Consider the following 24,591-nt stretch of genomic DNA (forward strand, 5'->3'; position numbering starts at 1 on the left):
CACGTCACCTTCAGCGGTCGAGAGCGGGCTTGTCTTGGTTGATGCGGTGCACCTGGGTGTTGCTGCGGGCCGCGAGCAGGCGGCCGAGGATCACGAGCAGCGCGATGACGGGCGCGGCGATCAGCAGCTTCCTGGTCCTGGACATGCTCATCTCTCCATTCCGGCGCCGAGCGAGTTCAGGAATCCGGTGACCACGGCGTGGTAGGCCTCCGGCCGTTCCTCCTGGAGGTGGTGCGAGGCGTGGTCCATGACGTGCAGGTTCCCGCGCGGCACCATGCGCGCGAGCATCAGCGGATAGTCGGGCGTGAGGAAGGCGTCCTGCATGCCCCAGATGAAGAGCGCGGGGGCCTGGACCTCGGCCAGTTCGGCGGTGAGGTCCTGCCATTCGCCACGGGGTGAGTCCGACATGGCGGCCAGCTCCCGCTCCCCGGGGTCCAGGCTCTGCTCGTAGCGCAGGTCCAGGGTGGACTCGGGCAGCCGGTCCCCGTCGTACCACTCCAGCCGGGTGATGAGGTCGCGCATCTTCTGCCGGGTGGGGCCCTCGCCGCCGTAGTAGGCGTCCCGGGCGGCGCGACCGCGACGACCGCCTTCGGGCAAGGGTGCGAGCGGGCCGTAGAACACCGGCATGCTGCCGGTGATGACCAGCGAACGCACCCGGTCCGGGTACCGTGCGGCCAGGCACAGCGCGATGGTGCCGCCCCAGGAGTTGCAGATGAAGTCGGCCCGCTCCACACCCAGCGTGTCCATGAGCGCCACGGTCTTGGCCGCGTGGAAGTCCCACATCGGGCCGGTGATCAGGCACTTCTCCGACTTGCCGTACTGCAGGATGTCGACGATCAGGCAGCGCCGGTCGGCGGCGAACAGCGGCGCCACCGGGCCGAAGTCGCTCCATCCGGTGCAGCCGGGGCCGCCGCCGTGCAGGAAGATCGTGTCCGTCCCCGAGCCCTGGTCGAGGTAGTGGTATTTGACGCCGTCGGCGTCGGCGTACGAACCGGTGGGGGGTTCCATGTCGCCTCCTTAGTAGTCGGTCTCGGCGCGGGTCCGCGTGGTGGTGTCGACGGCCACCCGTACGAGCAGCTCGCACAGGCGGCGCATGGCTCTGACGTCGACGGTGTTCATCCCGCGGGCGAAGTCGACGTCGAACTCGGTGGAGACGACCTTCGGCATGCCCACCCGGGCGGTCGGGATCCCCCGCGCCCGCAGGATGTTGGCGTCGGTGGCGCCGCTGTTGCCGTCGATGGGCTCGTGCGGGCGGCCGGACACGCTCTCCCAGGCCCGGACCGTACTGCGCACGACCCAGTCCTCCGGTGGCGTGCGGGTGCCCGGGATGGCCAGCACCAGCTCGACCGTCAGCTCCACGTCCAGCTCCGCCGACAGCCGCCGGAGGTACGCCGCCAGCTCGCGCTTGGCCGCCAACGGGGTCGTGCCGGGCTCGATCCGCAGGTCGAGGCGGATACGGCAGGCCGCGGACGTGACGGACGGCATGCGCTCCCAGCCGCCGGCGACCGAGCCGATGATCCCCTGAGGCGCGGCCGTCGCGGTGCGGTGTCGCTCGGGGTAGTCCGCCAGCCACCGTTCCAGCCGGGTCACCACCTCGGCGGCCGTCACGATCGGGTTCTGGTACGGCAGCCGGTGCCGGCTGCCGGAGTAGGTGTGGATGCCGGGGACGACGATCTCGAACCAGCACAGACCGACTTCTTCGTGCGCGACGAAGTCCCCCGGCTTGGCGATCACGGCGTAGTCGGGGTGCCAGCCGCGTTCCAGCAGGAACGAGCAGCCGACACCGTGCCCGGTGTTCAGCCGGCCGGTGCCGTCGATGGCGTTGGTCGGCATGCCGCCCGCCCCGAACGCGACCAGCAGGTCTCCGGCGAGCCGCGCCCGCACCCCGGCCAGGGCCTCGCCCACGACCAGGACGCATGCCGCGTGGCCCTTGGGGTTGCTCGCGCCGAGGCCGCTGACGTAAGGGCCGTCGCAACGCGCCTCGGCCCGCATGTCGGGGCGCAGACCGGAGCCGATCCACGGCACGTCCAGGTCCGGGTCACCGGTGGTCAGGGTGTCGATCGGGGCGTACAGCATGAGGTCGGCACCCGTACCGTCGCCTCTCAGCCGGCCGACCGCGTTGGCCTGGCCGTCGTCGATGCGCTGCACGTGCGCGTCCAGGCCCGCGGCGGCGAGCCGGTCCGCCAGCCATCGGGCCAGCGGTGCCTCCCCGCCGGTGGGGCTGGCGATGGAGGTGACCCCTACCGCCGCCTCGCGCAGGCGGTCCTCGGTGATCGACGCGAGCGCCTCCGTCACGATCCGCTCGCGCTCGGCTTCCGTCATGTCGATCGTGCTCATGCCGATGGTGTTCCTGCCGATGCTGTTTCCGCCGATGCTGTTCCCGCCGATGGGGCGGGCTCGATGATGGCGACCCCCATGCCGGTCAGCCATTCCGGCATCGGCGCGTACGCCAGCGCCCGCCCGGGGGCGAAGCCCAGCGCCGCGGCCATCATCAGCCAGGTCCGCAGTTCCTGGCCGCCGTTGCCGGCCACGGCCTCGATCTCCTCGGTGGACAGGTTCGCGTAGCGCGACAGCTCGCCCTTCTCCAGCGCGGCGAGGAACTCCTCGTCGAACTCGGGGAAGATGGTCGGCCGCGCGGCGGTGATGATCTGCCGCCGGCGCGCGTCGTACCGCTGCCAGTCACCCCGGCCTTCGCGCCAGGCCTCCACCAGGAACTCCTCGTCCGCCCCCTCGGGGTCCTGCCAGCGGCTCGGCCACGGGAGCCGGTGCGAGAGGCCGCCTGACGCGATGACGGCCACGCGCAGCTCGTGCGGCAGCGCGGCCACCGCGGCGGCGAGGTTGCGCCCCAGCTCGACGCAGCGCCGCATGAGAGGCAGCGGCGTGGCGAACACGTTCACCACCAGCGGGATCACGGGCACGTCGAGGTCACGCAGGAGATACTGGATCGCGTGGCTCTGGCCGTGGTCGATCTGCAGCTTCGCCGAGATCGCCACCTCGGTGCCCGCGGCCACCAGGGATTCGGCGACGGCCTGGGCGGCGGCGGGGTGGGTGCGCTGCGGTCCCGACGGCGTTCCCGACTCTCCCGAGGAGATGACCTCGTCCACCCCGAGGGTGAAGGCGGGGATCAGGTCCAGCCAGAAGCCGCGGAAGTGGTTGGAGCCGATGATGATCGCCACGTCCGGACGGGCCGCGGCCAGGGCGTCGCGGGCCGTGGCGAGCGCGTCGCGGAAGCGTTCGGCGCGGTCTTTGTGCTCGACCTGCTCCCAGTGGGTGTTCATCAGCGTCGAGTGGGACGCCCCCACACCCAGGACGATCCTGCCCATCAGCCGGCCTGCTTCGAGGGGTTCTCGACAGCCAGTCCGGACGCCCGCAGCCGCTCGATGCGCTCCTCGGTGACGTCCTCGGCGAGCTTGCGCCACTGCAGGAGCGAGTCGTCGGGGCGGTAGAGCCGCTCCGGCGGCGCGTCGGTCACCTCTACCATCCATTTGTCCTGGCCGGAGAACTGGCCATGGAACAGCCAGCGGACGGCGCCAAGATACTTGGCGTAGAAGGGCAGCGTCCTGATGCCCTTCTCGAAGTTGGCCATCACGCCGACATAGAGGTGGTTGTCCGCGTCGACCGGCACATAGAACTCGTAGTGGATGAAGGTCGGATAGACGATGCGCAGGACGCCCGGCATGCTGACCGAGGCGAAGCCGGGGAAGTCCTCGGCGGCGATGGCCGGGTTCACCTTCCGGTGGCTGCCCGTGTTCCCGATGTTGGCGATCTGCTTCGGCGGCTTGAGCTTGAACCACGCCTGGTTGTTCCACCGGCCGAGGCCGGGGAAGTCGGCGTCCCAGTGCTGGGCCTCCTGCACCCGGTAGATCCAGCGGCCACGGCGTTCGATCCGGGTCTCGTTCCACACCGGCATGGCCTTGAACAGCCGCCACAGCGCCGTGCGGTGCAGGTACTTGGCGTGCCCCTCGTCATAGCCGTTCTCGCAGGCGAAGCGCCAGTTCCCCTCGCGCGCCTGAATGCGCGCGCCGACCACGGCCGGGTTGTCGCGCAGTTCCTCGGGGAGCTGGTCGTCGATGGGCGGCGCGTCCTCGCCGTCTCCCACGAAGATCCACACCATGCCGAGGCGTTCCTCGACGTCGTAGGTGGGCTGGGTGACCTTTCCGCAGATCGGTGACTGCGGGCCGTCGGTGATCGCCGCCTTGAGATCGCCTGTCTCCAGGTCGAACGTCCAGCCGTGGTACGCGCACGAGATGGTGCCGGGGAACTGCTGGTTGCCGTAGCTCAGCGGCACGCCCCGGTGCGGGCACCGGTCCTTGAGCGCGTACGCCTTGCCGCCGTCGCGGATGACGACGATCCGCTCGCCGAGCAGGGTGATCGCCTTGGGCTTTCCGGTGATGTGCGAGGAGAACGCCACCGGATACCAGTAGCCGCGGAACCCGCTGCCCGCGCCCTGGTAGTGGGGCCAGCTCGACCAGTCCTGGCGGCCCGGCAGCTTGCCCCGCCGTGACGGCCGGCGCCTGGCAGCGCCTCCGGCCGCAGTCGGCGCATCCGCCTCTGCACTCATTCTCGCCTCCGCTTCCCATGGCTGTGCTCGCGGCGCCCCGATGCGGCCGCCGACCACGACACGCAGTTCACCATCGGCCCGGCCGGGCGCCCAGCGGTTCATCCCGCCCAGCGGACCGTGTCCCACTGAACGAGCCGCGTTCCGGTCAGCGGTCCGCGACCTGCGGGATCCCGCTGCCGGGGTGTGTAGCTTCCGTGGCCTGACAGGCGACTACCGGGAGACCTAGGTGGAACCAGCGTGATCGAGACCGACATCGTGATCATCGGAGCGGGGCCGACCGGCCTCTACGGCGCCTACTGCGCGGGCTTCCGCGGCTTGCGGTCCGTGGTCGTGGACGCGCTGCCTCAGGTCGGCGGGCAGATTTCGGCGCTGTACCCGGAGAAGGAAGTACGGGACGTGGCCGGCGTCCCCGGGCTGTCCGGACGTTCGCTGGTGGCCGCGCTCTCGGCCCAGGCGGCGGCCTACAACCCGGTCTACCTGCTGGGCAGGCAGGCCGTCGAGCTGCGCCGCGACGCGGACGAGCGGCCTGTCGTGCTGCTGTCCGACGGCACGGCCGTCCAGGCACAGGCCGTCATCCTCACCTCGGGCATCGGGACGTTCACCCCGCGCCCGCTGCCGGCCGGCGAGGAATGGCTCGGCCGGGGGCTTTCGTACTTCGTGCCGGACCTGTCCGAACACACCGGCCGCGACGTCGTCGTCGTGGGTGGCGGGGACAGCGCGGTCGACTGGTCGCTGGCGCTGGCGCCGCTGGCCAGGTCGGTCACCCTGGTGCATCGCCGGGCCGCGTTCCGCGCGCACGCCGCCGGCGTCGAGGCCGCCCGGAGAGCCGGGGTCGGCATCGTCGTCGACAGCCAGGTGATCTCCCTGTCCGGTGGCGAGCGGGTCGAGAAGGCGCATCTTCGTACACGCGGCGAAGCGGACCGGGCGCTGCCCGCGGAGTCCGTCATCGCGGCCCTCGGCTTCATCAGCGACCTCGGCCCGCTCGCGGACTGGGGCCTGGAGCTGCGCGGCAGGTCCGTCCTGGTGAATCGGCGCATGCGCACCAACCTGCCCAGGGTGTACGCGGCGGGCGACCTCGCCGACCACGAGGGCAAGGTCCGCCTGATGTCGGTGGGGTTCGGCGAGGTGGCCACCGCCGTGAACAACGCCGCCGTCGAACTGGACCCCGAACTGGCCCTCTTCCCCGGGCACTCCACGGACACCGCCTGACCCCGTACTCCAGCAGACAGGAGAAGATCCATGAGCTACGTCATCGGCCCGGCCTGCATCGACGTCAACGATCGCGCGTGCGTGGACGTATGTCCCGTCGACTGCATCTACGTCGGCGATCGCAAGAGCTACATCAACACCGCCGAGTGCATCGACTGCGGGGCCTGCGAACCGGAGTGCCCGGTCGAGGCGATCTTCGTCGATCGCACGGCGCGCGGTGACGAGACGCGCACGCTCTTCCTACAGGACTCCAAGGCCTTCTTCACCGAGGTGCTGCCCGGCCGTGACGAGCCGCTGGGCAACCCGGGAGGCGCCCGCAAGGTCGGCGACCTCGACACCGACACCTCGCTGGTCACCGGCTACAGCGGCTGATAACGGCGGAGGTCCGGCCATCCGCCGGACCTCCGCCGTTATCAGCGTGCCGTTATCAGCGCGCCGTTATCAGCGGCCGGTGAACCGCGGCGCGCGCTTGTCCAGGAACGCCTGGAGCCCTTCGGCGGCATCGTCGGTGTGGATCAGCTCCATGACCGCCTGGCGCTCCATTTCCAGCGCCTCTTCGATCGGCAGGCCGTACCCGGCGTCCACGATCTGCTTGAGCAGGCCGATGGTCCCGGTCGGCTTGGCCGCCAGGCTCTCGGCGTGCTCGGCCACCACGCGGTCGAAGTCCTCATCGTCCGCCACCACGTCGACCAGCCCCAGATCGAGCGCTTCGGCCGCGGACAGGCGGGCGCCCTCGAACATCAGCCGCTTGGCGCGATGCGGGCCGAGCAGGCGCGGCAGTCGCTGGCTGCCGCCCGCTCCCGGGAACAGGCCCAGGTTGATCTCGGGGAAGCCGATCGTCGCCGAGGCCGCCAGGATACGCAGGTCACAGGCGAGGGACAGCTCGGCGCCGCCGCCCAGGGCGTGACCGTTCATCGCGGCGATCACCGGCTTGGGCGCCAGTTCGAGCAGCCGCTGTACGTCGATCCAGCGGCGCATCTTCACGTGGTTGGCCGTCGAAAGGTCACGCATCACGGCGATGTCCGCCCCCGCCACGAAGAAGCGGCCGGTCCCGCGGATGACCAGGCAGCGGACCGTGACGTCCTTGGCCAGCTCGGGGAGCAGCGCCAGGAACTCTTCGATCATCGCGGGGTCGACGGCGTTGGCGGGCGGGCGATTGATGACGATCGTCGCCGTGCCCCCGTCGCGCCGCACGTCTAGCACGTTCATTTGCCCTCCCGTGGTGTCATTTCAGCGGTTTCATTCCGGCGGTTTCATTCCGGCGGCGTCATTTCGGTGGCGTCATTCCAGGACCCCAGCCTCGCGTAGCCGGGAGAGTTCGTCGTCATCCATGCCGAGCAGGCCCTTCAGCACCGCGTCGGTGTGCTGGCCCAGCAGGGGGGCCGGTGCCGTAAGCGCGCCAGGGGTGGCGGACATGCGGACGACGATGCCCTCGTGCCGGACCGGACCCGCGAGCGCGTGCTCCAGCACCGGGTAGAAGTCGCGAGCGGCCAGGTGTTCGTCGGCTTCCACCAGGTCCCGGCCGGTGGCGACGACGGCGGCGGCTATGCCCAGCCCTTGCAGCTCGGCCGCCAGGGACTCGCCGTCGTGTTCCGCGCACCAGGCCGCCAGGGCGGCGTCGATCTCGTCCTCGTGCCCGCGCCGCTCCTCCAGCCCGGCGGACGCCGGCACCGGCAGCCCAGCGGACGCCGGCTCCGACAGTCCGGCGGACGCCGACCTCGGCAGTCCAGCGTGTTCGGCGAGGCGCCGCCATTCCGCGTCCCCGCGTACGACCAGCGCGATCCAGCGATCGTCGCCTCTGGTCGGGTACACACCGTGCGGAACCATCCGCGGGTGCCGGTTGGGCTGGGCCGCCGTACGGGAGTCCGTACGGGAGTCGCCGAGTTCCGCCTCCAGCACGGCCGGCCCCATCGACGCGGCCATCGACTCCAGCTGGGAGAGGTCCACGTGTCCCCCGCGACCGGCCGCGATCATGTCCAGGACGGCCAGGACGGCCGAGTTGGCGGCCACCATGTCGCCCAGCCCGAAAGTCAGCCCCTGCGGCTCCTCGCCGGGATCGGCGGTCTCGCTGGTGAGCCCGGACATGGCGGCGAGCGTGTCGGCGAAGGTCACCGCGTCCCGCCAGGGTCCGCTCTGCCCCACACCGGCCATCGACACCAGGATGACGCCGGGGTTCAGCTCCGCCATCCGGTCGTAGGACAGCCCCCACCTGTCGAGCACGCCGGGGCTGAAATTCTCGATGACCACGTCGCATTCGGCGACGAGCCGCCGCAGCACCTCGCGACCGGGCTCGGTACGCAGGTTGAGCGCGACGCCGCGCTTTTCACGGTTGAAGTTGATGAAGTAGCCGCTGTCGTCGAACCCCGCTTCGGGCCGCAGCCTCATCGATGGGGCGAAGCGCGTGGGATCCTGCCGATGCCGGGATTCGATCTTGATGATGTCCGCGCCGTGCTCGGCCAACGTCTTGGTCGCGTACGGGCCCGCGAGCACCCAGGTCAGGTCCAGGACCCGGATCCCGGCGAGCGAGCGTGCGCCAGACCCGTCACTGGACCCCCCCGCAAGCAAGCGCCCGCCGGACCCCTCCCGGACCCCGGCAAGCGAGCGCCCGCCGGACCTGTCGCTGGACCCCTCCCGGACCCCCGCGAGCGAGCGGCCACCGGACCCCTCCCGGACCCCTCGGGGGCGCGAGGTCTGCCAGGGAGTCTCGGCATCGGCGGGAAGCGGCTCGCTAAGGCGTACCGGGCGTGGGAGGCCCGGGGCGGCGAAGGGGAAGCCCACGTCCGTGACGCCGTCGCGCGGCAACCCTTCGCCCAGGATGCGCGTGAAGAAGGCACGCTCGGTGAGCTGGGGGTTGGCGGGCAGGCGGTCGGCCGTGGCGACCTCCGCCCAGGGCAGCGCCCGGGCGCGTCCTTCCGCGGCGATGAACGCGGCGGAACGTTTCGCGGCGAACCTGGCCACGATCTCGTCCACGTGGGCCCGGCCCCGCCAGCGGAAGACGGGATCAGACCACTTCTCCTCCGTCAGGTCCTCGGCCTCGCCCGACTCCGCCATCCAGGCGAGCAGATCCGTCCACATGCGGTCACTACCGGAGTACCCGCCCGCGACATGACCGTCCGCGGCACGGAAGACGCGGTGCGCCACGTGCTCGTACACCCCGCCATTACGGGACGGGTACCGGCCGGCGTGGATCCAGGAGATGGCGGCCGTCTCCAGCGTGGCGGCCACCGCCTCCTGCACGGAGATGTCGATGAGCTGCCCCAGCCCGGTGCGGTCACGGGCGATGACGCCGAGCAGCGCCGCGATGGCCGCGTGCGCCCCCGCGAGCTGGGTGGCCTGCTCGCGGGGCGGCGGCTTGGGCGGCTGGCCGGGCTGCCCGCCCAGCCAGGCCATGCCACCGGCGGCCGCGGCTACGAGGTCGTCGGCTCGCCACGAGCGCCGGGGGCCGGTCGTGCCGAACGGCGTGACCACGACGTGGACCACCCCCGGCCAGCGCGACACCGCGCCGTCTCCCGCGCCGTCTCGCGTACGGTCTCCCGCGCCGTCTCGCGTACGGTCTCCCGCACTGTCTCCCGCGCCGCCCTGCGTGCCGTCTTTCGTGCGGGATGCCGTGTCGGCTCCTGCGCGTACGCCGAGTAGCTGGTCGAGGGGGCCGCTCTCGATGACCACATCAGCCTGCTCGACGAGCCGGTCGAGCGCACCAGGGCTCTCCGGGACGCCTACGACCCGCTTGCCCGCATGCCAGTGCAGCGTCTCCGCGCGCGACAGTGCCGGGGCGGGCGAGCGTTCGACGCGTACGACATCCGCCCCGAGCCCCACCAGTAGCCGCGCCCCGTGGAAGGCCAGCTCATCGGTGAGGTCGAGAATCCGCAACCTGTCCGGCATGCCGGTCTCCTCCCATGTGCAGAAGGCTCGAACGTAGAGCGCGGGATCGCCGGAACGCGACCCTCCCGGTCTGTCCAGCGGTCCACGTGGTCAGGCTTGGGCGTCCCAGGCGTCCGATGGGACTCCGGCACCGCGCAGCTCCCCCTTGACCACCTTGGTGTTGGTGTTGCGCGGCAGGTCGTCGAGCACGCGCACGTAGCGGGGGACGGCGTGTCGCGGGAGCCGATCCAGGCACCAGGCGTGCACCTGCGGCGCGCGCAGTACGGCTCCGGGCGCCACGGTCACCGCCACCAGCACCTCCTCCTCGGTCAACTCCGAGGGCACGCCCACCGCGGCCACCTCCAGGACACCGGGCATCGCGGCCACCACCTGCTCCACGTCCCAGGTCGCGATGTTCTCGCCGCGCCGCCTGATGACATCCGCGCGGCGACCGGCGAAATACAGGAACCCGTCCTCATCGAGCCACCCGCGATCCCCCGTCCAGAACCACCCGTCGCGCAGAACCTTCCCGGTGGCCTCGTCATCACCGGCATACCCGGTGAAGACGATCGACCGCGCCCTCGGCCGGGCGGTGATCTGCCCGACCTGTCCCGCCGGCAGCGGACGCCCGTCCTCGTCACTGATCACCACCTCGTACTCCGGTACGGGCTGCCCGGCCGCGCCCGACCGCCGAACGTCGGGCGTGCTCGCCGCCACATCACCGAGCTCGGTACACGCGTACGCCTCCAGCAGCAACACACCGAACCGATCCAGAAATCGCCTCGACAGGGCCTCGGGCGCCGGTCCGCCATAGGCGCGGCGTACCTGGTGGCGATCATCGTCGGCGGCCACGGGAGCCCGTTCCAAGATGGCCACCATCGCGCCCATGAAGTTGAACGCGGTGACCCCTTCTCGCCGGCAGGTCTCCCAGAACCGGGAAGCGGAGAAACGCGCGTGCGCCACCAGCGTGGCGCCGCTGATCAACGCGGGGAGCAGACCCGCGTGCCGGACGTTGATGTGGTTCCAGGGAAAGACGTTGAACAGCACGTCGTCCGCACCGTAATCCATCGTGTGGGCTACCCGCCGGGCATGCCGGACCCCGGCGAAATGCGGCAACAGCGCCGCTTTGGCCCGGCCGGTGGTGCCCGACGTCGCCATCACCACGGCCGGATCCGCCGGCCCCGGACGCCACGACGCAAGCCGGCCCGGCGAAGCGAGCAACTCCTCCAGATCGACCGGACGTCGACCTGACGAAGCGACCAAATCCCCCAGATCGACCGGACCTCGGCCCGGCGAAGCGACCAAATCCCCCAAATCGACCGAACGTCGACCCGGCGAAGCGAGCAAGCCCTCCAGATCGACCGAACCTGGCACCCCAGCCTGCTTCCCCTCCCTCACCAGCACCACGTGCTCCATCTCCGCGGCCAACGCGATCAGATCGGGGTTGCCGCCCAAGGCGTCCGTCCCGACGATGAGCACCCGCGCCCCCGTCACCCCGGCGAGTTGCCGGGCTGCCGCCGGCCGTACATCCAAAGCCAGCGGCACCTCCACCGCGCCGAGCCTGGCCAGAGCGAAGACCACCTCGATCAACCGCCGGCCGGGACGCAGACACGTGACCACCCGATCGCCGGGCGCCACCAGACCCGCCAGCCCCCGCGCCACGGCGAGCGCCCCCTCGTGGCACTCCCCGACACGCAGCGACGTCCCGTCCTCGAACCGCACCAGCTCCGCCTCCGGCGCACTGGCCGCGCGGCGTTCCAGCACGTCAAGCATCGTCTCGGGCGAGGCCGTGACATCGTCCGCACCACGATTTCCCATGTTCTCCCCCTGATCGAGACGGTTCGCCCACCGGACTGCGGATGGAGGGCCCGTCCGGCAATCCCGCACCATATGAGGATGTCTTATACCTCATCGCATAGAACGAAGAGGTTCGTCCGCTGATGGGCGACATCATCCATATTCGCGGAGTCTGGCGCGAGGCTGAGATCACGTTCACCGCCTCCGCAGACCTCCCCGGAGCCCGGTGGGTACGCCACGGTGGGCGTCTGGGCCGACCTCATCCACGATGACGGGCGCGCCGTGCGCAGGCCGGTGTTCTATGACGGTGGCCGCATCCGGCGGATCAGATTCAGCAGTTCTCCCGTGACACACGGCACGTGGCATGTGGCGCTGGAACACCCACGCATCGATCAACGACCCGGGGCTGCGCGTCATCGACGGCGTGGGCGAGGGCGAGGTGGCAGGCGAGGGCGTGGGCGAGGTGGCGGGCGCGGTCGCAAGCGCGAGTGCAGGCGAGGTGGCAGGCTCGGTCGCAAACAAGGTCGCGAGCGCGGTGGCGGGCGTGTCGGGTCGTCAGCTTCTACGGCGAGCGTCCTTGGGTGGTTCCGGAGTCAGGCGCGTCTGATCACGATGTCGCCGTCATGGCTGCGGGCGCGTATTTCGACGACCTCGTCGGACCCCTCCGCGTCGTCGTGCGGATCGAGGGAGTTGCGCAAGCTGCCGTTGGCCGTGCTGACGTCGAGCCACGCGGCGGTGCCCCGCGTGATGCCGACCTCGACGTCGCCGGACTGGCTGGCCAGGACGACCGAACCGCGGGTGACCTCGCCGATCCGCACGCTGCCGTCCACAGACTTGGCCTCGATCGCGCCGTGGGCGCGGTCGACGGCCATGTCGCCGCTGTCGCTGATCAACCGGAGGTCGCCGGTGATGTCGCGGATGTGGCTCTCGCCATCGTCGTTCCTGATCGACGCGGTGCCGTCGATCTCGTGGACCGTGATCTCGCCCGACGCGCTGGTGATCTCGGCGTGGCCGGTAACCCGCTCGACGGAGATCTCGCCGCTGTCGCTGGTCAGGTCCACCGGGCCGGCCTGGTCCAGCCGGATGTCGCCGTAGTCGGTACGGAGCCGGCACTCGCCGAGCCTGCCCGAGCAGTCGAAGCCGCCGCCCATCGTCTGGCCGTGCACGTGCGAACCCGACGGCAGTTCGATCGTCACCTGCACCGATGCGCAGCCGCCGACCAGCAGGCCCCGGCTGAGCTGTTTCACGGCCTCGACGATCAGGTTGCCACGATGGGGGCGGGGCGGCTCCGAGCCCTGGCGGCTCGCGCTCGTGACGACCAGGGTGCCATGCTCGTAGCCAACCTGGATCGCGGCCTCCTCGTCGTCATCGTCGTGCCGCACCTGGACCACCGTTTCCGTGCGGTCGCTCGCGATGATCCGCACGTCGCCGCCGGGCAGGTCGATCCTGACCGAGATCGGCTCAGGGGTGTCGAACGTGGGATGAAGTTCCATGACGCCATTCTGACGCTATTTCGACGCCATGACAAGTTCTCGTGCCACCGATGATGTCACATTGGCGTCATCACACAGAGAGAGTGGGGCAGGCGGCCTGTCAGGACTCGGCCAGGCAGAACTCCGCCGCGAGCACGTCGCTGAAGACGCCGAGGCCGCTCCAGTCGCCGTTGACCTGGCTGACGACCATGTGCTTGCCGTCGCGGGTGCCCATGGCGTACGTCCACGACCCGTAGGTGGCGCCGGCGTTGCCCCAGACCGTGACGCCGCACGACAGCTTCTGGGCGAAGACGCCGAGGCCGTATGTGGTGCCGGGGATCCAGTTCTGGGTCGTGACCATGGTGAACATCTCCCGCTGCTGGGCGGCCGGCAGCAGGCGTCCGCCCAGCAGTGCGCCGAAGAACCGGCCGAGATCCCCGGTGGTCGAGACGATGCCGCCGGCCGACCAGGCGAAGGACTGGTTCATCTCGGTCGCGTCGTAGATCTTGGGGTCGGCGTCCTGGGAGAACAGCGTGGAGTAGTGCACGGGGTGCACCCCGCGGATCTTCGCCTCGCCACCCGGCAGGTACGTCCCGGTCAACCCCAGCGGGCGGAGGATCAGCCGGGAAAGCTCTTCGGCGTACGTCCTGCCGGTCGCCTTTTCGACGATCATGGCGGCCAGGAAGTAGTTGGTGTTGGAGTACGCGAACCCCCCGCCCGGCTGGAAGTAGGGCGGGTTGGCCAGGCCGATCCGCACCAGTTCCTCAGGGGTGTACGTGTCGTAGCGGTTCTTGAACCACGCGGCGCCCACGCCCTTGGCGAAGAAGTCCTTGTCGTTGCCGTAGTTGAAGATCCCGCTGGTGTGGTTGAGCAGCCGCCGGACGGTGATCTTGCCGCCGTCGTAGCCGTTGCCCTTGACCAGGCCGGGCAGCCACTTGTCCACCGTGTCGTCCAGGCTCAGCTTGCGTTCGGCCGCCAGTTTCAGGACCAGGGCGGCCGTGAACGCCTTGGTGGCGCTCCCGATCCTGAACCGCTCCTGCGCCTGGCGCTTGCGACCGGTCTTGGTGTCGGCCACGCCCGCCGAGCCGAACCACTTCCCGCGACCGTCACGGACCTCGGCGACGATGCCGGGAGCACCGCTCTTGGCCACGGCATCGTCGAGCGCCCGCTGGACCCCGGCATGGCCGGACGCGGATGCCGCGGGGGCCGCCATGGTGGCCCCCGCCACCGTCACCGCGGTGATGAGCAGCCGTGCCGCGACAGGGAGGGATCTGGTCATGTCGATTCCTTTGCGATAGTACGTGTTCAGCGCATGACAAAAGCTACTTTGCCTTTACGAAACTGTCAACGTAAATGATGAATCTATTTCTATTTATGCAGGTAGAAGCGTCGCTTCTTGCAATGAGTATGAAGTCGAATGCAACATGCACTCACCGGCTATTGCAATGAGATGCTCGCGAACGCAATACTGTCGAAAACACAGCAACAGGAGGCGACCACCGATGCCGGGAGGCAGGCTCACCCATCAGGACCGCCGCCACATCGCCGAGGGGTTGGCCGGCGGACTCACCTACACCGAGATCGCCAGGCGCCTCGAACGACCGACCTCGACCATCACCCGGGAGGTGACCCGCAATGGTGGCGCCGGCGGCTACCGGCCCGACCAGGCACACCAGGCGACAGAAAGCCGTGCCCGCCGGCGCAGGCCGACCCCGGCCCAGGGGCCACGGGTCGCCGGCGAGGCGCACGGGCGGGACCCGGAAGCGGTCCACGAGCTGGAGGAGCAGTTCACCGTATTGATGATCCAGACAGGGCTGCCGCGCATGACCGCCCGGGTGCTCACCTGCCTGTACACCACCGACAGCGGCAGCCTCACCGCCGCCGAACTCGTCCAGCGCCTCCAGGTCAGCCCGGCGTCCATCTCCAAGGCCATCGGCGAGCTCGAACAGCAGGAGCTGATCCGGCGCGAACGCGACCCACGCCGGCGGCGCGACCGGTACATCATCGACGACGACGTCTGGTTCCGATCGTGGCTGGCCAGTGCCCGGCAGAACGCCACGCTCGCGGAGTTCGCCCGCAAAGGAGCCGAGGTCCTCGGCGCCACCACACCCGCCGGCACCCGGCTACAGGACGCGGGCCAGTTCTTCGAGCACGTCGGCCAGGACATGATCCAGGCAGCCGAACGCTGGCGGCAGCTCTTCTCCGGCAGCCGGACGACAGACAGTTAGCACGCCGAAGCCATGCGCCGGCCGCGTGGGGTCAAGCCCTGGCAAGTCGGCGCGCGGAGCGAACTCTCAGGCGGCCGTAGCCGAGCTTCCCGGTGACCTGGACGTGCAGCGCCCCTGGACGCGGCCGACCCGCCGTCTTGCAGATCACGCTGCCCCATTCGGTCTGCGTCCCGTCGACGTTGGCCGTCGCGCCGGGAGGCAGGACGATCGTGGCGGAGCCGTACGCGAGCTGGAGGTCGATCTCGATCTCGGAATGCGCGATGACGGCCCGCGACAGGTCGAGGACCACGCCGCCGTAATCGGACTCGATCCGCAGCAGGCGCGGGACCTGCCAATCGCCCGTCCGTCTGACGCGCCCGTTGGTGGTCTTCAACCGGACCACCTCGTCGGGGGGCTCGGGCAGGTCGGCGACAGCCCGCGCCAGATCGGCCCGAGTCACGGCGCTGAGAGCCGTTTCGAGCCGCTCTTCCATCTCGGCGAAGCCGAGGCGTCCGTCGGCGAACGCCCGCTGGACGCGCGCGATGATCGGGTCGCGATCGACGTCGTGGAGCCGTGCCAGGGGGTGGGCCATTGACTGACCGCTCACTTCTACCGCCGTGTGTCCGGCGGGTGAGCGCGCGACGCGGTGGAGGTGCTCGACGTGCGGCACAGAATCCATGACACAACTATGACGCCATCGTGGCGTCATCGCAAGCCTCAATGGCCTACGATGACGCCACGCGGACCTCGCGCCGCGCAGCTGGACGCTGGACCTGACAGGCATTCGGATCATCGTTCCGCATGTGCCGTCCAATACGCGCGGGGGCTAGTGCGGCAGGCGCAGGCCCGCGATGAGGAGTTCGACCAGCCGGCGCGCGTCGTAGCGGGGATCGTTGTCCGCGCCGATGCAGAGGTTTCCGACACCGCGCATGAGCTCGTAGGCATCGATGTCCGCGCGGATCTGGCCGGCGACGGCCGCGGCGTCGAGCAGTTGGGCGCACACGGGCACGAGCCGGTCGAGGAAGTAGGCGTGCAGCGTGTCGAAGCCGGCGCTGTCGGACTGCAGCACGGCGGCGAGTCCGTGCTTGGTGACCAGGAAGTCGACGAAGAGGTTGATCCATCGCCCCAGTGCGGCGTGCGGGGTCGCGCCGCTCGCCAACAGGGCCGGACCGGCCTCGGCGCAGGCCTCGACCTGGTGCCGGTAGACGGCGATGATGAGATCCGCCCGCGTCGGGAAGTGGCGGTAGATCGTGGCCAGCCCGACCCCCGCCCTGGCCGCGATGTCGCGCACCGGCGCCTCGACGCCCGAGGTCACGAAGACCGCCGCGGCGGCGTCGAGCAGCGTCCTCTCGTTGCGCCGGGCGTCGGCCCGCTTGCGCGGGGCCGCGCCCCCTGCGCTGTCGTTCACCGTGTCGTTCCCTCCGTTGCCGAACTTGCCAAACGGAACAACGTTCCTTATCGTAATCGGAACAAGGTTCCTCTTGCTCATCATGCCAGAGCACCAAGCCACGCGCTTCCTCGTGTCAAAAGGACGAATACCCCATGCCACAAACACCCCGGACTCGCTTCGGGATCATGACCGCCCCATCACAGGTCGACTACCAGGGCATCCTGCGGGTCTGGCGCGAGGCCGACACGATCCCGGAGATCGAGCACGCGTGGCTGTTCGATCACCTCATGCCGATCTTCGGCGACCCGAACGGACCGACCCACGAAGGCTGGACGCTGCTCTCGGCCCTCGCCCCACAGACCCGGCGACTGCGGATCGGCGTGCTCGTGACCAGCAACCGCTTCCGGCCGCCCGCGATGCTGGCCAAGATCGCGGCGACCGTCGACATCGTCTCGGGTGGACGGCTCGACTTCGGTATCGGCGTCGGCTCGCGGCCCAGCCACCCGCTGGCCCGGCGCGAGTACGAAGCACACGGCCTGCCCTTCCACGAAACCGCCCACGCCGTGGGCAGCCTCGCCGAAGCATGCACCGTGATCCGGCGGCTGTGGACCGAGACCGAACCGTTCGACTTCGACGGCACCCACGTCCAGCTCACCGGAGCGTTCGGCAACCCCAAACCCGTCCAGCGCCCCCATCCGCCGATCATCATCGGCGGGCGCTCGGCCGCGACCCTGCGTGTGGTCGCCGAGCACGCCGACCTCTGGAACATCCCCGGCGGCGACATCGACGACGTCGTCCGGCGCAGCGCGCTGCTGGACCGCTACTGCGCCGAGATCGGCCGGGACCCCGCCTCGATCATCCGCTCGATCCACCTGCCGGTCTCCTACGACCATCCCGGCACCACCCGGGACGCGATCGGCGAAGCGATCGACGCCGGCTTCCGGCACATCGTTCTCGGACTGCAGGCGCCCTACCCCGCCGACGTCGCACGGTGGGTCACCGACGAGCTCATCACCACCTCGGCCCAGCGATGACACCGCCCGAGTCAACCGCACACAGTTGGAAGGAAGACGTTGCTATGAGCCAATCAGACCTGGCGCTCACGGACGAGCCCACTGCGATCGTCTCGGTGAAGCCGGTAGTGCTGTCAGCCCCGGGCCGCGATGAGGACCTGCGAGTACGCGTGTCCGCGCCCGCGATTGGCCGCGAATTGCCGATCATTATCTTCTCGCACGGCTTTGGCGAGTCGTTGGATGGTTACGCCCCGTTGGTCGACTTCTGGGCCGCTCACGGCTTCGTGGTCATCCAACCCACCCATCTCGACTCGCGGACGCTGAGCCTTCCCCCTGACGATCCCCGTACCCCACTGATCTGGCGTTTCCGGGTCGAGGACCTGAAGCGCGTCCTCGACCAGCTTGATCTCCTTGAAGCCTCCGTTCCCGGCCTCAGCGGGCGCCTCGATCGAAGCCGCATCGCCGTGGCCGGACACTCGTGGGGCGGCCAGACGGCGAGCATGCTGCTGGGCGCGCGAGTCCTCGATCCCGAGGGCGGAACGGGAGAGGACCTGTCCGACTCGCGGATCACAGCGGGTGTGCTGCTTGCCGCTCCTGGGCGGGGCGGAGCCGACCTGACTCCGTTCGCGGCCGAGCACTTTCCCTTCATGAACCCGAGCTTCGCGAACATGACCACGCCGACCCTGGTGATCGCGGGGGATCGGGACCAGTCCGCCCTGTCCGTTCGGGGGCCGGACTGGTTTACCGACCCGTATCTCTTGAGCCCCAGCGGAAAGTCCCTGCTTACGCTGTTCGGGGCGGAACACTCGCTCGGCGGAATTTCCGGGTACAACGTCACGGAAACGACGGATGAGAACCCCGAACGAGTCGCCCTGATCCAGCAGCTCACATGGGCTTACCTGCGCCATGTTCTCTACCCCGAAGACAAGAGCTGGCAGGCGGCGCGCTCCGCGTTGACGGAAGCGCCTGATCCGCTGGGACGGATCGACTGACGGGCGCATGGACCTGTCACCCGGTCAGTTCCCGCTTGCGGCGCAGCAGGGCGGCCCGCCCGGCATGGGCCCGCACCGCGAGCACAGCGGCCACGGCGATGAAAACGACCCCGACCCCGACCGCTGGAAGCAGACCGGATCCGCGTTGGGCGGCGAGGGTCATGGTGAGGGCGGTCGTGGCGATCGAAGCGGCCAGGGCGAGCCAGGCGGCGATCACCCGGTCCAGGGCGAACAGCGCGGCCCGCCGTGTGATCGCCCAGCTTCCGTACCCGGCCCACGCCAGGCAGAACAGCGTGAACATGGCGAAGGCGAGCTGGGTACGGCCCGGCAACGGACCAGGTTCGGTGGCCCAGAGCAGGACCACGAAGACGGCCCCGGCCAGCCCTGCCACCAGGGCCGCGACGCCGCGGAGGCGCCGCCACGGGGACAGGGCCCCCGACAGCCGCTCGATCATCTGTTCCGCCGACAGGCGCGGCTCGTCGTTCATCGCTGGAATCCCTTCTCGATCAGGTGCTCACGCAGCAGGCGACGGGCCCGGTTGAGCCGGGACTTGACCGTGCCGACCGGGACGGCGCAGATCTCGGCGCAGTCCTCGAGCGAGAGATCCTCCAGGTAGAACAGCACCAGGATCTCCCGTTCGAGGGCCGGCAGCCCGGACAGCCCGGTGACCAGCTCGGCATGGTCCACCAGCGCGGTGATCGAGTCCTCGGCGACCGGCTCCGGCGGGGCCGGTGCCTCGGCCTCGCCGTACTGTTCGCGCAGCCGGTTGGTCACCGCCCGCCTGGCGATCGTGAACAGCCAGGGGGTGAACCGGCCGGGGTCCTTCAGCCGGGGCAGCCCACGGATCACGGCCAGCCAGATCTCCTGGGTCACGTCGTCGGCCCTGTCGGCATCCAGCATGCGCCGCACATACCTCCATACCGGCACATGCCAGGCAGCCACCAGCTCGGTGAACGCCGCACGTTCGCCGAGCTGGCAGCGGACCACCAGTAACTCGTCGGTCATCTCGTTCTCCTGTCGCCCGTCACCAAGCACAGTCGGTGAGCGAGGCCGCCAGGTTCACACCGCCGGCACGCTCACAGGCCGACCTCCGCGTACTGCGCCACGCCGTCGCCGAATGACCAGTCGAGCGGCTCGTTCTCGGTGATCGTGACGAACACGTTCCGCGGCTCGGTGCCCGCGTACTCCTCGGCGAGATCGGCGATCCTGCGGTAGAGAGCCTGCTTCTGCGCCGCGGTGCGTCCGGAGCGCATGGTGATGGCGACGAACACGAGGTCGTCGTCCCGGTGTACGCCGAGGTAGTGGCCGTCGTAGCGGAACAGGCGCTGCGTGCCGTCGTGGCTGGTGAGCACCTGGAACAGGTCGTCTTTCGGGATGCCGATGGCGTCGACCAGGGCATCGTGCACGGCCCGGCCCAGGGCCTCCAACCGCTTCTCGTCTGCACGGAGCGCGTCAATGCGTACAAATGGCATGGTTTTCTTCTTTCAGCTCAGTGGGCATGTCCGGCGAGCAGGCCGAGCGCGCCGTCAACGGCCTGCGCGTACACCTCCGCGTCGCCGGCGGCGCGGGCCAGCACGTATCCGCCCTGCAGCACCGCGACGAGCGCGGTGGCGGTGGCCGACGGGTCGAGCGCGGTGTCGAGCTCGCCGTCCGCCCGTGCTTCGGTGAGAACCCCGGCGAGCCGGGTGCGCAGCCAGGCGAAGGTCTCCTCGACCGGACGGCGCAACGTGGGATCGGCCATCACGTCCCGGTCCTGGGTCAGCCGCCCGACCGGGCAGCCCCGGAGTGCCTCCCGCTCCCGGCGCAGGTAGGTGGTGATCCGCTGGACCGGAGCTCCGGGGCCGGAGAACTCCGCCTCCGCGCGATCGCGCAGCTCCTCGGCGCTGCGGGTGATCGCGGCCAGCGCCAGATCGGGCTTGCCGCGGAAATGGTGGTACATGCTGCCCTGACCCGCCCCGGCCCGCTGCTGGATCGCCTTGGGCGAGGTGCCCACGTATCCGTACTCCCACAGCAGCTCGCGGGTGCTCTCGATCAGCCGTTCCCTGGTATCCACGCCACTGACCGTACATACTAGTAGGTACAGAACGCAACCTCGCCGCGATCAGCTCATCCGGCTCATGCGCCCCTCGAGAACAGCGACGAGAGCCGTACGCCCACTTGGTCGATCCGGTAGTACAGCCGGGGCGGGATGTGCGAGAGCAGCCGGGAATGCCGCTGACCGAGCAGCGTGACCACCTGGGACGGCGGCAGGTCGATGTAGCGCGGGAGGTTCTCGTACCACCGGGAGCTGTAGCGGGCCGATGTCTGGGTGGAGCGGATCGCGGCCTTGCGCTGCCGCTCGTAGCGGGCGAGGGCGGGCTGGAGGGGTGTGCCCCCGTGCAGCGCGCCGACCAGGAAGGCGGCATCCCCCAGCGCGAGGGCGGTGCCCGTGCCGATGGAGTAGTGCGTGGTGTGCGCGGCGTCCCCGAGCAGCACGAGGTTGTCGTGGTACCACTTCCGGTTGGTCAGGGTGCGGAAGTTCAGCCAGTGCGCGCTGCCGTCAGGGTGCGCCCGGCCGATCAGCGGGTGCCCGTCCAGCATGTCGACGAAGAGCTTCTCCAGGAGGGACAGGCCGTCGGCCTCGTTCGCCTCGTGGAGCCCGAGCCCCCTCCAGGTCTCGGGGGCGCACTCGATGACGCAGGTGCTGTGGTGCTCGCCGAATCCGTAGCCGTAACACCAGATCCAGCCGTGCGCGGTCTCCGTGAAGCCGAAGGTGAAGTGGTCGAAGATCTTGGTGGTGCCGAGCCAGGTGTAAACGTTCCGCCCGACCGCGATCTCGGTGCCGAAGTGGTCGGCGTGGCGCTCGCGCAGCGCGCTGTTGACACCGTCGCCGGCGACGACGAGGTCGGCATCGGCCAGCTCGTCCTCGTCGGCGATCTCGTGCTCGAACTCGATGCGCGCGCCGAGGGAGCGGGCCCGCTCGGTGAGGATGCCGAGCAGCTCGTGCCGGCCGATGCCGAAGCCCTCGTCCCCGCTCTCCACCGTCACCGTCGCGCGGTCGCCGACGTGAGCCACCCAGCTGTCCCAGCGGACCGAGCTCTCGCGGATGGCGCGCGCGGATTCGGGGTCGGCAGCGTGCAGGCTGTGGAGTAGTTCGTCCCAGTAGGTCACGCCCCAGCCGTACGTCGATCCGGCCGGATTCCGCTCGTAGACGGTGATGTCATGGGACGGGTCCACCAGCTTCATCAGGATCGAGAAGTACAGGCTGGCGGGTCCGCCGCCGACGCAGGCGACTTTCACACGAGCTCCCGTTGGTGACAGAAGGTAGTCAATACGTAACATAGAGTAGCAGACGTGTGTACGACGGGACAGTCTGCTCCCGCTCCGCCACCGGTCACGAGATACCCAATTATCTGGACCGCCTCAGGGACCTGCGGATTTGACCCTGTCACCGGCGTCAACGTTTACCCTCGGTCCCCGACCACCGACGAACGGACAGCCCATGAGCCCGGACCGCGCCACCCTCCTCAAGCACGACCAGAGCTTCTTCGACGCCTTGGTGGCCAACGACCTCGACCACCTGAAGGAGTTGCTGGCGGACGACTTCATCCTGGTGGGGGTCGAGGACGGGGCGGTCGCCGACAGGGGGATCGTGCTCGACCTGGTGGCGTCGGGGTCGCTCCAGTTTCCGCGGATCGACTCCTTCCCGGACGAGGCGATTGTCCGAGTCGTCGGGAAGGTGGGCATCGTCGTTGGACGTACCGGGATGAACTTCACGAACCCCGACGGCACCACGTTCAGCGCCGGGAGCCGCTACACGCACGTGTACGCCGCCGACGCCCACGGCTCCTGGCGCCTCATCTCCGCTCAGGGCACCGCGATCAAGACCTGACGTCCGTTGGGACGAACAGCGCCTCGAACGCCGACCCGCCGTCGTCGGTGCGGTTGATCCTGGTGAAACGCACGCTCTCCCCCATCAACTCGCCTCGATGAACTGGTGGTCGGAACGGATCCTGCCGTCGCCGTCCAAGGCCAGGACGTCCAGGCCCCCGCCGACGGCCTCGGCGCCGCGGGCCGACACCATCGACCACCGGACCCCGACCACGTTGGGCATCAGGAGGAACGCGTCCCCGCGAGCCTGGAAGACGTACTCGCCCGGCGCGACGAACATCTCGTAGGCACGGGCCACCCGGGCGTCCAAGGCGTCGAAGCCGCGGACTTCCAGGGGCGGCACGGGGAACGCGAGCCGCTCGGCGGCTTCGCGGATCTCCTGGGGCGGGTCGACCAGGACCTGGAACCCGTCGTGCGCCCACAACTCGCGGATGAGCGCGCTTCGAGCCGCCGCATCGGGCTCGTTCCACTGGGCGACATATCGGTCGGCCAGCACTTTCACGTCAAGTTCGTTGCTCATGCGCAGCAGTGTGCTGGCCCGACCTGCGCCTTGGCGATTCCCCGCAGGGAATCGCGCAGCCAAAGGCACAATTAACTTCGTCAAGAATTGAATTCCGCCAGGCTCGCATTTACGCTCCATAGGTCCGATGTCTCTGCACCCCCCGGTGGTGACCATGCCCTCTCGACGATCTCTACTGAAGGCCGGCGGAGTTCTCGCCGCCGCCACACTGGCCCCCGGAACCGCGGGTACCGCGTCGGCGCAGACCGAAGACCGATCAGCCGATCCGTGGCACAAGGTGCCGGACATCCTGCGTAAGATCCGACCTCCTCGCTTCCCTCGCCGAAGGTGGGAGGTCACCGCCTTCGGCGCCGTAGGTGACGGCACGACCGACTGCACGGCCGCGTTCAAGGCGGCGATCGCCGAGTGCCATCGCGCGGGCGGCGGCCGGGTGGTGGTCCCGCCGGGCCGCTTCCTCACCGGCGCCGTCCACCTGCTCAGCAACGTCGAACTGCACGTCTCCGAGGGCGGCGTGATCGCCTTCAGCACCGATCCGAACGCGTACCTGCCGGTCGTCTTCACCCGGTGGGAGGGTACGGAGTGCTACAACTACAGCCCCTTCATCTACGCCCACGGCCAGCGGAACATCGCGGTCACGGGCAAAGGCACGCTCGACGGCCAGGCCAGGCAGGGCCCATGGGAGAGCTGGTACGCCAACAGCGGCCCCCAGGGCGCCGACCAGCGCGCACTGCGCAAGATGGGCGACGACGGCGTACCGGTCGAGCAGCGCGTGTTCGGGGCGGGCCACTACCTGCGCCCCGCCATGGTCCAGTTCGTGAAATGTCAGAACATCCTGGTCAGCGACCTCACGATCCTCGAACCGGCCATGTGGACCGTGAACCCGGTCCTGTCCACGAACGTCACCGTGCGCGGCATCACCGTCGTCAGCACGCTGTACAACACCGACGGCTGCGACCCCGAGGCGTCCTCGTACGTACACATCCACAACTGCCGCTTCAACACCAACGACGACTGCGTGGCGGTCAAGTCGGGACGTGACGCCGACGGCCGCAGGGTGGGCGTGCCCAGCGAGAACATCGTCGTCCAGGACTGCTCCTTCTCCGGCCGCTGGGGCGGCGTCACCGTCGGCAGCGAGATGTCGGGCGGCGTGCGGAATGTCTTCGCGGAGCGGTGCGTGATCAACTCGCCGGACTTCCCCGGCAACTACCCGGTGAAGTATCCCGTCTACATCAAGGCCAGCAAGAAGCGCGGCGCCTATGTCGAAGGCGTCTACGTACGCGACTTCACCGGCCAGAACGTGGACCGCGAGGTGATGTTCGTCAACATGGCCTACCAGAGCAACGAGCAGGGCACGGAGCCGGTGTCCGTACGTGACATCCGCATGGAGCGGACCAGGCTCGACGGCGCCGACGCCGTGCTCAATCTGGTCGGCCTGGAGACCGACCACCTGGCCGGGGTGCGCTTGGAGCGCTGCGTGTTCACGAACGTCACCGGCCCGAACATGATCACGTTCACCGACGACCTGACCCTGCGGAAGGTGTTCGTGAACGGCGTGGAGCAATAAGAAGGCGGCCCCGCTCCCCAGATCGCGGGGCCGCACGGGAAAGTGGCCACTGCTTCAGGCAGCGGCGCGTCCTACTCAGGCTTCGGAGTCTCCCCCGTTCACGCCGCATCGTAGCGGTTCGACTACTGAGAGTTT

At 69.5% G+C, this 24,591-nt stretch carries 26 protein-coding genes; 8 read left to right on the plus strand and 18 right to left on the minus strand.

The annotated features are described in order from the left end of the window. Positions 1-10: 10 nt before the first annotated feature. The 5 genes from ACGFNP_RS20770 to ACGFNP_RS20790 are packed head-to-tail and all read right to left on the minus strand — an operon-like array spanning position 11 to position 4,561. Positions 11-145 (minus strand): hypothetical protein, encoded by a 135-nt coding sequence (locus ACGFNP_RS20770; RefSeq protein ID WP_358316104.1) that lies wholly within the window; start codon positions 143-145, stop codon positions 11-13. Between the two features lie 2 nt (positions 146-147). After that, the gene (locus ACGFNP_RS20775) at positions 148-1,008 is read right to left on the minus strand and encodes an alpha/beta hydrolase (RefSeq protein WP_358316101.1); all 861 of its coding nucleotides are present in this window, start codon (positions 1,006-1,008) and stop codon (positions 148-150) included. 9 nt (positions 1,009-1,017) lie between these two features. After that, a complete protein-coding gene (locus tag ACGFNP_RS20780) occupies positions 1,018-2,337 on the minus strand; it encodes a M20 family metallopeptidase (protein WP_393320754.1) in 1,320 nt (439 codons plus the stop codon). Continuing rightward, the gene (locus ACGFNP_RS20785) at positions 2,334-3,323 is read right to left on the minus strand and encodes a hypothetical protein (protein ID WP_393320757.1); all 990 of its coding nucleotides are present in this window, start codon (positions 3,321-3,323) and stop codon (positions 2,334-2,336) included. Before ACGFNP_RS20785 ends, ACGFNP_RS20780 begins: the two co-directional genes overlap by 4 nt. Beyond that, complete coding sequence (locus ACGFNP_RS20790) at positions 3,323-4,561, minus strand: Rieske 2Fe-2S domain-containing protein (RefSeq protein ID WP_393320760.1); 1,239 nt, start codon at positions 4,559-4,561, stop codon at positions 3,323-3,325. The genes ACGFNP_RS20785 and ACGFNP_RS20790 overlap by 1 nt, the downstream gene beginning before the upstream one ends. A 237-nt stretch (positions 4,562-4,798) precedes the next feature. Here ACGFNP_RS20790 and ACGFNP_RS20795 point away from each other — a divergent pair, with 237 nt between their 5' ends. Both ACGFNP_RS20795 and ACGFNP_RS20800 read left to right on the plus strand, forming a co-directional pair. Then, positions 4,799-5,770: an NAD(P)/FAD-dependent oxidoreductase gene (locus ACGFNP_RS20795; protein ID WP_393320763.1), complete on the plus strand. Its 972-nt coding sequence runs from the start codon at positions 4,799-4,801 to the stop codon at positions 5,768-5,770. 30 nt (positions 5,771-5,800) lie between these two features. Then, the gene (locus ACGFNP_RS20800) at positions 5,801-6,142 is read left to right on the plus strand and encodes a ferredoxin family protein (protein WP_358316086.1); all 342 of its coding nucleotides are present in this window, start codon (positions 5,801-5,803) and stop codon (positions 6,140-6,142) included. A gap of 69 nt (positions 6,143-6,211) precedes the next feature. On the opposite strand, the gene ACGFNP_RS20805 is transcribed toward ACGFNP_RS20800, so the two are convergent. From ACGFNP_RS20805 to ACGFNP_RS20815, 3 genes are all read right to left on the minus strand, one after another. Next, complete coding sequence (locus tag ACGFNP_RS20805) at positions 6,212-6,979, minus strand: enoyl-CoA hydratase-related protein (RefSeq protein WP_358316083.1); 768 nt, start codon at positions 6,977-6,979, stop codon at positions 6,212-6,214. A gap of 72 nt (positions 6,980-7,051) precedes the next feature. Further along, complete coding sequence (locus ACGFNP_RS20810) at positions 7,052-9,652, minus strand: CoA transferase (RefSeq protein WP_393320768.1); 2,601 nt, start codon at positions 9,650-9,652, stop codon at positions 7,052-7,054. 90 nt (positions 9,653-9,742) lie between these two features. Beyond that, positions 9,743-11,449: an AMP-binding protein gene (locus ACGFNP_RS20815; protein ID WP_393320771.1), complete on the minus strand. Its 1,707-nt coding sequence runs from the start codon at positions 11,447-11,449 to the stop codon at positions 9,743-9,745. Positions 11,450-11,792: 343 nt separating this feature from the next. Between ACGFNP_RS20815 and ACGFNP_RS20820 the strand changes: the two genes are divergently transcribed. Then, positions 11,793-12,035, plus strand: a complete 243-nt coding sequence (locus ACGFNP_RS20820; RefSeq protein ID WP_393320774.1) for a hypothetical protein — start codon at positions 11,793-11,795, stop codon at positions 12,033-12,035. On the opposite strand, the gene ACGFNP_RS20825 is transcribed toward ACGFNP_RS20820, so the two are convergent. Both ACGFNP_RS20825 and ACGFNP_RS20830 read right to left on the minus strand, forming a co-directional pair. Continuing rightward, positions 12,022-12,921: a DUF4097 family beta strand repeat-containing protein gene (locus tag ACGFNP_RS20825; RefSeq protein WP_358316071.1), complete on the minus strand. Its 900-nt coding sequence runs from the start codon at positions 12,919-12,921 to the stop codon at positions 12,022-12,024. The genes ACGFNP_RS20820 and ACGFNP_RS20825 overlap by 14 nt on opposite strands. A gap of 100 nt (positions 12,922-13,021) precedes the next feature. After that, positions 13,022-14,179, minus strand: coding sequence for a serine hydrolase domain-containing protein (locus tag ACGFNP_RS20830; RefSeq protein WP_393320777.1), 1,158 nt, complete (start codon positions 14,177-14,179; stop codon positions 13,022-13,024). A gap of 223 nt (positions 14,180-14,402) precedes the next feature. Between ACGFNP_RS20830 and ACGFNP_RS20835 the strand changes: the two genes are divergently transcribed. Further along, a complete protein-coding gene (locus tag ACGFNP_RS20835; protein ID WP_393320780.1) occupies positions 14,403-15,128 on the plus strand; it encodes a MarR family transcriptional regulator in 726 nt (241 codons plus the stop codon). A 31-nt stretch (positions 15,129-15,159) separates the two neighbouring features. Here ACGFNP_RS20835 and ACGFNP_RS20840 read toward each other — a convergent pair whose 3' ends face one another. Continuing rightward, on the minus strand, positions 15,160-15,786 hold the full coding sequence (locus ACGFNP_RS20840) for a DUF1707 domain-containing protein (RefSeq protein ID WP_393320783.1): 627 nt from the start codon (positions 15,784-15,786) through the stop codon (positions 15,160-15,162). A 147-nt stretch (positions 15,787-15,933) separates the two neighbouring features. Then, positions 15,934-16,515: a helix-turn-helix domain-containing protein gene (locus ACGFNP_RS20845; RefSeq protein ID WP_358316060.1), complete on the minus strand. Its 582-nt coding sequence runs from the start codon at positions 16,513-16,515 to the stop codon at positions 15,934-15,936. A 167-nt stretch (positions 16,516-16,682) separates the two neighbouring features. Here ACGFNP_RS20845 and ACGFNP_RS20850 point away from each other — a divergent pair, with 167 nt between their 5' ends. Both ACGFNP_RS20850 and ACGFNP_RS20855 read left to right on the plus strand, forming a co-directional pair. Next, entirely contained in the window at positions 16,683-17,531 is an 849-nt protein-coding gene (locus ACGFNP_RS20850; protein ID WP_393320786.1) for an LLM class flavin-dependent oxidoreductase, read from the plus strand. Positions 17,532-17,575: 44 nt separating this feature from the next. Then, positions 17,576-18,502: an alpha/beta hydrolase family protein gene (locus ACGFNP_RS20855; protein WP_393320789.1), complete on the plus strand. Its 927-nt coding sequence runs from the start codon at positions 17,576-17,578 to the stop codon at positions 18,500-18,502. 16 nt (positions 18,503-18,518) lie between these two features. On the opposite strand, the gene ACGFNP_RS20860 is transcribed toward ACGFNP_RS20855, so the two are convergent. The 5 genes from ACGFNP_RS20860 to ACGFNP_RS20880 form a co-directional block, all read right to left on the minus strand. Next, positions 18,519-18,989, minus strand: coding sequence for a hypothetical protein (locus ACGFNP_RS20860; protein ID WP_393320792.1), 471 nt, complete (start codon positions 18,987-18,989; stop codon positions 18,519-18,521). Next, the gene (locus ACGFNP_RS20865; protein WP_358316049.1) at positions 18,986-19,507 is read right to left on the minus strand and encodes an RNA polymerase sigma factor; all 522 of its coding nucleotides are present in this window, start codon (positions 19,505-19,507) and stop codon (positions 18,986-18,988) included. Before ACGFNP_RS20865 ends, ACGFNP_RS20860 begins: the two co-directional genes overlap by 4 nt. A 71-nt stretch (positions 19,508-19,578) precedes the next feature. After that, the gene (locus ACGFNP_RS20870) at positions 19,579-19,974 is read right to left on the minus strand and encodes a tautomerase family protein (protein WP_393320795.1); all 396 of its coding nucleotides are present in this window, start codon (positions 19,972-19,974) and stop codon (positions 19,579-19,581) included. A gap of 17 nt (positions 19,975-19,991) precedes the next feature. Beyond that, a complete protein-coding gene (locus ACGFNP_RS20875) occupies positions 19,992-20,555 on the minus strand; it encodes a TetR/AcrR family transcriptional regulator (RefSeq protein ID WP_358316043.1) in 564 nt (187 codons plus the stop codon). Positions 20,556-20,617: 62 nt separating this feature from the next. After that, on the minus strand, positions 20,618-21,781 hold the full coding sequence (locus ACGFNP_RS20880; protein ID WP_393320798.1) for an FAD-binding monooxygenase: 1,164 nt from the start codon (positions 21,779-21,781) through the stop codon (positions 20,618-20,620). A 202-nt stretch (positions 21,782-21,983) separates the two neighbouring features. Between ACGFNP_RS20880 and ACGFNP_RS20885 the strand changes: the two genes are divergently transcribed. After that, on the plus strand, positions 21,984-22,373 hold the full coding sequence (locus tag ACGFNP_RS20885; RefSeq protein ID WP_393320801.1) for a nuclear transport factor 2 family protein: 390 nt from the start codon (positions 21,984-21,986) through the stop codon (positions 22,371-22,373). 84 nt (positions 22,374-22,457) lie between these two features. Here the strand turns inward: ACGFNP_RS20885 and ACGFNP_RS20890 are convergent, their stop codons facing one another. Beyond that, positions 22,458-22,892, minus strand: coding sequence for a hypothetical protein (locus ACGFNP_RS20890; protein WP_393320804.1), 435 nt, complete (start codon positions 22,890-22,892; stop codon positions 22,458-22,460). Between the two features lie 127 nt (positions 22,893-23,019). Between ACGFNP_RS20890 and ACGFNP_RS20895 the strand changes: the two genes are divergently transcribed. Continuing rightward, entirely contained in the window at positions 23,020-24,456 is a 1,437-nt protein-coding gene (locus ACGFNP_RS20895) for a glycosyl hydrolase family 28 protein (protein ID WP_393320807.1), read from the plus strand. Positions 24,457-24,591: the final 135 nt, after the last annotated feature.

Origin of the sequence: Nonomuraea sp. NPDC049269 (assembly GCF_043197155.1) — a bacterium.
GTDB lineage: Bacteria > Actinomycetota > Actinomycetes > Streptosporangiales > Streptosporangiaceae > Nonomuraea.

What these genes read in the sequence shown, in the direction of transcription:
- ACGFNP_RS20770 (WP_358316104.1), bottom strand. Translation starts at nt 145, where the DNA reads ATGTCCAGGACCAGGAAGCTGCTGATCGCCGCGCCCGTCATCGCGCTG.
- ACGFNP_RS20775 (WP_358316101.1), bottom strand. Translation starts at nt 1,008, where the DNA reads ATGGAACCCCCCACCGGTTCGTACGCCGACGCCGACGGCGTCAAATAC.
- ACGFNP_RS20780 (WP_393320754.1), bottom strand. Translation starts at nt 2,337, where the DNA reads ATGAGCACGATCGACATGACGGAAGCCGAGCGCGAGCGGATCGTGACG.
- ACGFNP_RS20785 (WP_393320757.1), bottom strand. Translation starts at nt 3,323, where the DNA reads ATGGGCAGGATCGTCCTGGGTGTGGGGGCGTCCCACTCGACGCTGATG.
- ACGFNP_RS20790 (WP_393320760.1), bottom strand. Translation starts at nt 4,561, where the DNA reads ATGAGTGCAGAGGCGGATGCGCCGACTGCGGCCGGAGGCGCTGCCAGG.
- ACGFNP_RS20800 (WP_358316086.1), top strand. Translation starts at nt 5,801, where the DNA reads ATGAGCTACGTCATCGGCCCGGCCTGCATCGACGTCAACGATCGCGCG.
- ACGFNP_RS20805 (WP_358316083.1), bottom strand. Translation starts at nt 6,979, where the DNA reads ATGAACGTGCTAGACGTGCGGCGCGACGGGGGCACGGCGACGATCGTC.
- ACGFNP_RS20810 (WP_393320768.1), bottom strand. Translation starts at nt 9,652, where the DNA reads ATGCCGGACAGGTTGCGGATTCTCGACCTCACCGATGAGCTGGCCTTC.
- ACGFNP_RS20815 (WP_393320771.1), bottom strand. Translation starts at nt 11,449, where the DNA reads ATGGGAAATCGTGGTGCGGACGATGTCACGGCCTCGCCCGAGACGATG.
- ACGFNP_RS20820 (WP_393320774.1), top strand. Translation starts at nt 11,793, where the DNA reads ATGTGGCGCTGGAACACCCACGCATCGATCAACGACCCGGGGCTGCGC.
- ACGFNP_RS20825 (WP_358316071.1), bottom strand. Translation starts at nt 12,921, where the DNA reads ATGGAACTTCATCCCACGTTCGACACCCCTGAGCCGATCTCGGTCAGG.
- ACGFNP_RS20830 (WP_393320777.1), bottom strand. Translation starts at nt 14,179, where the DNA reads ATGACCAGATCCCTCCCTGTCGCGGCACGGCTGCTCATCACCGCGGTG.
- ACGFNP_RS20835 (WP_393320780.1), top strand. Translation starts at nt 14,403, where the DNA reads ATGCCGGGAGGCAGGCTCACCCATCAGGACCGCCGCCACATCGCCGAG.
- ACGFNP_RS20840 (WP_393320783.1), bottom strand. Translation starts at nt 15,786, where the DNA reads ATGGATTCTGTGCCGCACGTCGAGCACCTCCACCGCGTCGCGCGCTCA.
- ACGFNP_RS20850 (WP_393320786.1), top strand. Translation starts at nt 16,683, where the DNA reads ATGACCGCCCCATCACAGGTCGACTACCAGGGCATCCTGCGGGTCTGG.
- ACGFNP_RS20855 (WP_393320789.1), top strand. Translation starts at nt 17,576, where the DNA reads ATGAGCCAATCAGACCTGGCGCTCACGGACGAGCCCACTGCGATCGTC.
- ACGFNP_RS20860 (WP_393320792.1), bottom strand. Translation starts at nt 18,989, where the DNA reads ATGAACGACGAGCCGCGCCTGTCGGCGGAACAGATGATCGAGCGGCTG.
- ACGFNP_RS20865 (WP_358316049.1), bottom strand. Translation starts at nt 19,507, where the DNA reads ATGACCGACGAGTTACTGGTGGTCCGCTGCCAGCTCGGCGAACGTGCG.
- ACGFNP_RS20870 (WP_393320795.1), bottom strand. Translation starts at nt 19,974, where the DNA reads ATGCCATTTGTACGCATTGACGCGCTCCGTGCAGACGAGAAGCGGTTG.
- ACGFNP_RS20885 (WP_393320801.1), top strand. Translation starts at nt 21,984, where the DNA reads ATGAGCCCGGACCGCGCCACCCTCCTCAAGCACGACCAGAGCTTCTTC.
- ACGFNP_RS20890 (WP_393320804.1), bottom strand. Translation starts at nt 22,892, where the DNA reads ATGAGCAACGAACTTGACGTGAAAGTGCTGGCCGACCGATATGTCGCC.
- ACGFNP_RS20895 (WP_393320807.1), top strand. Translation starts at nt 23,020, where the DNA reads ATGTCTCTGCACCCCCCGGTGGTGACCATGCCCTCTCGACGATCTCTA.